Origin of the sequence: uncultured Maribacter sp., from assembly GCF_963975365.1 — a bacterium.
Classification (GTDB): Bacteria; Bacteroidota; Bacteroidia; order Flavobacteriales; family Flavobacteriaceae; genus Maribacter.
In genome coordinates, this window is sequence record NZ_CAXBGF010000025.1 from 19,567 (window position 1) to 27,402 (window position 7,836).

The 7,836-nt window shown below is 36.8% G+C and carries 4 protein-coding genes; all 4 read left to right on the forward strand.

What is annotated here, in order from left to right:
• Position 1: 1 nt before the first annotated feature.
• Complete coding sequence (locus AACZ49_RS17910) at positions 2-1,942, forward strand: OmpA family protein (RefSeq protein ID WP_339657565.1); 1,941 nt, start codon at positions 2-4, stop codon at positions 1,940-1,942.
• 324 nt (positions 1,943-2,266) lie between these two features.
• Positions 2,267-4,231 (forward strand): C-type lectin domain-containing protein, encoded by a 1,965-nt coding sequence (locus AACZ49_RS17915; protein WP_339657566.1) that lies wholly within the window; start codon positions 2,267-2,269, stop codon positions 4,229-4,231.
• A 190-nt stretch (positions 4,232-4,421) separates the two neighbouring features.
• Positions 4,422-4,883, forward strand: coding sequence for an IS200/IS605 family transposase (gene tnpA, locus AACZ49_RS17920; RefSeq protein ID WP_339652165.1), 462 nt, complete (start codon positions 4,422-4,424; stop codon positions 4,881-4,883).
• Between the two features lie 318 nt (positions 4,884-5,201).
• On the forward strand, positions 5,202-7,836 hold a 2,635-nt coding region (locus AACZ49_RS17925), incomplete at its 3' end, for a hypothetical protein (RefSeq protein ID WP_339657568.1).

Sequence of the window (7,836 nt, forward strand, 5' to 3'; positions counted from 1 at the left end):
TATGAAACATAGCGTAAAGTTTATTTTAGTAATCTTATTTTTATTACATGGTTTAACCTACGCTCAAGAACGGTTAATTGAGAAGGGAAATGAGAAATTTGAAGCTTATTCATTTAGTCCTGCAATTGATATTTATAAAAAAGTATTGGATAAGGGTTATGTATCTGCAGATTTGTTAAGAAAATTAGGTAATTCTTATTACTATAATGCAGATTATAAAGATGCTGCTGATACCTTTAAAAGATTAGTAGCGGAATATTCAGTAGAAGTTACGGCTGAAGATTATTTTAAATATGCCCAGACATTGAAAACTTTGGGAGATTATGATACTTCGAATTCGGTGATGTCCAAATTTACAGAAATTACGAAAAGCGACGGCCGTGCAAACGCCTTCACTAAGGTTCGTGATTATATGAAGGAAATTAAAGAAAATTCAGATAGATATAATCTTGGAACTTTTGAATACAACTCACCATACTCAGATTTTGCACCTTCATACCATAAAGAGGGATTAATATTTTCTTCGGATCGAGATACTGGTAACTTTGCGAAATATCGACATACTTGGAATGCCAAAGATTTTTTAGATCTATATGAGGTAAATGCAGATAGCTCTTCTTTAAATAGTGTTAAGAAATTAGATGAAAATGTAAATACCCGATTTCATGAGTCAACATCAGTAGTTACCAAAGATGGTCAAACGTTATATTTTACTCGAAACAATTCTGAAAAGAGGAGAACGGTAAAAGATGATAAGGGAATTGTCAGGTTAAAAATATTACGAGCAAAATTAAATGATGAGGGGGTATGGGGCGAAGTTGAAGAACTTCCTTTTAATAGTGATTCTTATTCAGTTGCTAACCCAGCTTTAAGTCCAGATGAGAAGACATTGTACTTTGTTTCAGATATGCCTGGAGCGGTTGGTGCATCAGATTTGTTTATGGTATCTATAAACGAAGATTATTCATTTGGACCACCACAAAATTTGGGACCTAATATTAATACAGAAGCACGTGAAACATTCCCTTATATAACAAGTGAGGAAATCTTGTATTTTTCTTCAGATGGTCATCCTGGTTTAGGAGGATTAGATGTCTTTGCAACCAAGATCAAAAGAAAAGATTTTACAGGTAAAGTATTGAATGTTGGCCAACCGGTAAATAGTAATAGCGATGATTTTACGTTTATTTTTAATGAAGAATTAAGGACGGGATATGTAGCCTCAAATAGGGCAGATGGCTTAGGGTATGATGATATTTATAGTTTTACAGAGACTCGACCACTAGAATTTGATTGTATTCAAAAAGTAACAGGAACAGTAAGGGATAAAATCACAAATGAAGTTCTGGTAGGTGCAACAATAAAAGTTATTAATGAAAATAACGATGAGCTTTTTTTAACAATTACAGATTCTGACGGACACTATAATTTAGAATTAGATTGCAATAAAGGTAATTTTGTAAGGGCTTTAATGGAAGGGTATATACCGTTCGAGGAATATATAGGTGTTTCTGATGGTAAACCAAAAATTATTGATTTTTACCTTGAGAGAGACCAAATAACAGCAGGTTTTGGCGATGATTTGGCAAAATTATTACAATTAAGCACAATTTATTTTGATTTCAATAAGTATAATATTAGAAAAGATTCAGAAGTAGAAATTGAAAAAGTTATAGCTGCTATGGAGAAATATCCTAGTCTTAAATTAAAGGTTAATTCACATACAGATAGTAGAGGACCAGCTGCTTATAATCTTTGGCTTTCGCAAAAAAGGGCTGAGTCTACAGTGAACTATATGATTAAAAAAGGTATTTCAACAGACAGGCTAGTTAGTGAAGGTTTTGGTGAAACCAAACTACTAAATGAATGTGCCGACGGTGTAAAATGTAGGGCTGAAAAACACGATGTTAATAGAAGGTCAGAGTTTATTATTCTAGAATAATCTCATAATTAAAATTTAAAAAAGCAACCAATTATATAGTTGCTTTTTTCGTTTTGGAAGATGAAATATTACTTGTTCTTTACATTAGAAATGCTTTTTTGACACTCTGAAACCCATATATTTTTTAGACCTTAATAGATGAAATACCATTGCAAAGCATTGATTTGTATTAAAGGTAAACAGCAGTATTCCATTCATTCACTTAGTAATAACAATACTTCACAACAATTTTTAGCGCTAATTCAGTACTATGTTTATTTTAGCTAATGATTTATGCTATACCTATCATTTTGATCAAACGCAAAAATCTTAGGCCTAAAACTTATGAATTTAAAATACATATTTAGTCTTTTGTTTATCGTAGTTTGTTCATCCGTTATAAATGGACAACAGACCTATTATGATAATTTTAATAATAGTTCGTATTCGAATAACAACGGGACTCAAAATTTTTCAGGTAACTGGACGGAACGTTACGATAACAATAGTGCGAATAGTGGAAAGATTTCAATTAATTCCAATCAATTAACATTTAACAACCTAGATGGAGCGGATATGTATCGATTTGTACCATTGACTGGGGCGAGTAGTGCTATATTAACTTTAAACTATGATGGTACAGCAAGAGGTGGTGAGTCATTAGGTATTTATATATATAATACAGATACAGCAACTTTCAATCAGATTTTCAATGTCAATTCTAATAATACAGGAACATTAACTTATAATCTTACAGCTGCTGAGATTGCATCAAATCCTGCAATTTATTTTGAAAGTTCTAGTGGGAATTGGGGTAATGGTGATAGAATACGAATAGACGATGTGCTGTTTACAGTATCATTTGATCCTGTGGTTGGAGATGAACCTCCAGTCTTAATAGCGACGGGTAATCAAATATTTTGCCCTGGTGACTCAATTCCTGTGGTAGAAACTATCAGTATTAGCGATTCAGACGACACAACGACCAATGCTGTTTATATACAAATTTCCAATGGTTATGTAAATGGAGAAGATCTTTTAACGCTTACTGGCACACACCCCAATATTACCTCTACTTGGGATGCTACACAAGGTAAAATAACACTCTCTGGGCCCGCAACTTATACAGAATTTGAAACTGCAGTTTTGGCTGTAGAATACTCAAGTTCTGGAGTACCTTCGGGTACAAGGCAATTTTCTATTACTGTTGGTGTGCCAAATTATTTACCCAGTACAGGCCACTATTATGAATATGTTTCGAATTTGGGAATTACCTGGACAGATGCCAATGCAGCTGCCAATGCAAGCACATATTATGGTCTTCAAGGTTATTTGGCAACTTTAACATCTCAAGATGAGGCAGATTTTTCTGGAACACAGGCAATAGGAACCGGTTGGATCGGAGCAACTGATACAGCTGTTGAGGGTGAATGGCGATGGGTGACTGGACCAGAGGCAGGAACTCTTTTTTGGAATGGAGCTGCTGCAGGAACAGAGATAACCTATGCTTTTTGGAATGCTGGGGAACCTAATGATTCTGGTGGTGAAGATTATGCACATATTACTCATCCTAACATCAATCCGAATGGATCATGGAACGATTTACCAAATGCAGGTGGAGGTGGTGACTATCAACCACAAGGATATGTAGTCGAATATGGTGGTACACCGGGTGACCCTTCACTTAATATTACAGATGTAGCTACTATTACAGTAGATAATGTAGCACCCACTGCTAGCAATCCAAATTCAATAACAGTTTTTTGTACGAGTGATGTACCAGCTGCTGATATAACGGTTGTAACTGATGAGGCTGATAATTGTACAGTAAATCCAACAGTAACTTTTATAAGTAATGTAAGTGATGGTGGTACCAATCCTGAAATAATAACTAGAACATATAGAATTACCGATGATGGAGGTAACAGTACTGATGTTACCCAAACAATAACGGTTAGTCCTGCCACAATTACAGGGCAACCGTTTGATTTAAGTGTTATAGTAGGAAATGATGGTGTTTTTTCTGTTAGCGCTAATAACGTAAATACCTACCAATGGCAGTTGAGCACAAATGGTGGTCTCAGTTACAATAATTTAACAGAAGGTTCTGAATATTCTGGAACCCAGACAACAACATTGACAACTATTAAGCCGAATGTAGATAAAAACGGCTATATGTTTAGAGTGATTATGTCAAATTCTGGGGCTGTTTCATGTACACCTGTTGTATCAAATGAGGTCGTTTTGACAACTTTAGTGGATTCTGTTATTACCAATAGAAGAATAACTTATAGAACAAAGAAAAATTAGAATCACTTCTTTTTTGTATTAAGATATAGATTTTTATTCTGTGTTTTAACGATTAAAAATCCTTGTAAATTCTTAGAAATTGAATTAAAACTTATAAGACAGCCTTATTTGAATTTTCGCTTGTTTTTTTTATTCTAAGAGGGTTTTTTAATACCCCGAGGCTTGCCTCGCACGGGGAAAAATAGTAATCTTGAGCTTTAGCTCAAGCACCCATATTCATAAAAGCCATAATGTTTCATTGTTGTTATGCCATTTGGTTTGTTCAACAAAGTATCTTCGATTTGTTTTGAGTCCAAAAGTTGATCGTATTTTGAAACGTACCTGTTTGGATATTGAAGATAGGTATGAGATTCATTATCTGGAAATTGGTTCTGATATGGATCATATTCATTTTCTACTTCAAAGTGTTCCTTCCTATAGTCCTACCAAGATAGCACGGACAATAAAGAGTATTACGGCCAAAGAGATATTCGCAGAAGCTCCCGGGGTTAAAAGAGCGCTTTGGGGTGGTGCTTTTTGGGGAAGCGGATATTATATTAATACGATTGCTAGGCATAGTAATGAAAAGGTAATTGCTCAGTATGTAAAGAATCAAGGAAAAAAGGAGGAGTATGGAATATTACCTAAAACCAACCAGCTAAACTTATTCTAACATAATGCCTCGGGGCTTGCCCTGAGGATTATTTACTACCCACTAGTTAGTATTTTTTCAATTTTATTTTTTATGTATTGACTCGTATAAGGGCATTAAAATCAATAGCTGTTCGATAAAGCATACATGTAATTTTCTCTTATTTTGATAATCCTTACCTCATGTTTGTCTACCCATATGGTGTAAATATATCTCTACACAACATTTGTTTTAGCGTGTACTACTTATAATTAATATTTGTGTATTGTGATTAGTAGTGATTCCCCCTTGTTTAAAAATAATCTGAACTATAAAGTAACCACAATTTGAAAAATCTATATGACCAAAAAATTATTGAAGGTGGAATTGAATAATAAAAGTATGAACAGTCAAACTACTACAACCCTAACTAATACCATTAAATCTTTAATTGTAATCATTGCTTTACTGTTGTCAGGCATTTCTATAGCACAAACCACAGTAACCCTAGAAGATCAATGTAATTGTGAAGTTCTACAAGGAACAGATGTATCTGCGCCAGGTGTTGCAACTCCGGCAGGTGCCGATTTGGGAGATTTGTATGTAAACACTACAACGGGAACCATTTATTTTTGGGATGGGGATTCTTGGGAGTTGACATCAGCTACAGATAAGGATAACCAACAGGTGTTGGATTTTAGTTATGATACGGCTACACGTACACTTACTTTGGAGCTGGAGGATGGTGGAGCACCCATAACGGCAGTTCTTCCGGCAGAGTCTTTGACTACACTTACTTTAAATGGTAATTCTTTGGAATACCTAGATGAGGATAACAATACCAATATCATACCACTTAATACGGGTAGTTTGGCATTGGGAGCAGACGGCAACTCGTTAGATTATACCAATGAAAATAATGTTACGACCAATATAGCTTTAAATGTTGGTGCCTTGACTTTTAATCCTGCAACAAGGGAGTTGGTTTATTTTGATGAAACTGGTGGACAAACTTTCATTGCGCTACCTTCAGAGGTCATTACTACCATGTCAGGTACTTTGGCAACGGGTAATACTATTGGTGTTTATGAAAATGAAAATGCAGATTTAGTTGTTATCAACGAAACGATAACCTCGATAGTGGACAATAATGACGGTAACGTTACTTTGGTCAACGAGGCCGGGGCAAGTGTTACCATTTCAAAATCGGATATCACGGCAAATCCTGACGGGACCTATACGTTCACGAACAATGACGGTAGTGATGTTACTATCGACACCAACGGTTTGGTGATCAGCAACCTTGTTGCGGGTAACCGGATCGCGACCTTGACCGAGGCCGATGGAACTGTTTCCGATATCAACGAAACGATTACCGATATTACCGGTACATCGACCACTGGTAATGAAATCGGTCTTTATGAAAAAGAAGACGGTACAACGGTATCCATTCAAGAAACGATAATCTCGATAGTGGACAACAATGACGGTAACGTTACTTTGGTCAACGAGGCCGGGGCAAGTGTTACCATTTCAAAATCGGATATCACGGCAAATCTTGATGGGACCTATACGTTCACGAATAATGACGGTAGTGATGTCACGATAGATACGAACGGATTAGTAATCAGCAACCTTGTTGCAGGTAACCGGATCGCGACCTTAACGGAGGCGGACGGTACCATTTCCGATATCAACGAGACAGTTACGACATTAAGCGATGCAAATTCAGATGGTATATTTGATTTTGTGTCTGAGGACAACACCACAACAAGTTTCGATGGAACGGACGACCAGAATGCAAGTGAAGTTGCTTTTTCTCCATCGGGAAATATAGCAAGTTCTAACACTCAAGCAGCTATAGAAGAAGTTCAAGCAGATTTGGATCAAGAAAAAATAGATGCCGGTAATGCAATAACAAGTAATACAACACTAATTAATAATCATATTAGTGCTGATCAAGATACAGATGAGACCAATGAATTAGCTGTTTTAGCTTCAGGAGCGCCAAGTACAAATGGTACAAATTCAGGAGATACATATATAGATACGGATACTGGGCAATTATATGCTTGGGATGGAACAACGTGGCAAAAGGTTGGTGGGAGTGCGATACCTGGTGACGCTAGTGATACTAACGAATTGATAAGTTCATTTAGTGTAGTTGGTTCGAATCTTCGTATTACAGAAGCCGGTACTGATTTTGATGTTCCTTTGAGTAGCATTAACACGGATGCCCAGACCATCGCCTTGAACAATACGACTAACATCCTTACTTTAGGGAATGGAACAGCAGGGTATACGACAGTGGACTTGAGCGGATATGTAAGTACGGACGATCAGAACCTGACCGGTGCTACGATCGACGGTAGCAATATCCTGACGATAGCGATCGAGAACGGTGACCCTGTAACGGTGGATTTAAGTGGTTACCTGGACAATACCGATGTTCAGGATCTGACCGGAGCGAGTATCGATGTCAGTAATGTTTTAACGATAGCGATCGAGAACGGTGCAGCGGTAACAGTGGACTTGAGTTCTTACCTGGACAACACGGATGCCCAGACCATTGCCTTGAACAATACGACTAACATCCTTACTTTAGGGAATGGAACAGCAGCGGATACGACAGTGGACTTGAGTGGATATGTTGACACCGATACCGATGACCAGACATTGAGTTTGACCGGAACTGATTTAACCATTGCTGATGGAAACACAATTGATATTAGCGGAATCGATACAGATACCGATGATCAGACCTTGAGTTTGACCGGTAACATTTTAGCTATTGCCGATGGTAACTCGGTTGACTTGAGTGCATACGTTGATACCGATACGGACGACCAGACCTTGAGTTTGATTGGAAACGATTTAACTATCGCTGATGGAAACACAATTGATATTAGCGGAATCGATACCGATACCGATGACCAAACCTTGAGTTTGACCGGAACTGATTTAACCATTGCTGATGGAAACACAATTGATATTA

Excerpts from the sequence above, each read along its gene's own strand:
- AACZ49_RS17910 (WP_339657565.1), top strand. The coding sequence starts at position 2 with ATGAAACATAGCGTAAAGTTTATTTTAGTAATCTTATTTTTATTACAT.
- AACZ49_RS17915 (WP_339657566.1), top strand. The coding sequence starts at position 2,267 with ATGAATTTAAAATACATATTTAGTCTTTTGTTTATCGTAGTTTGTTCA.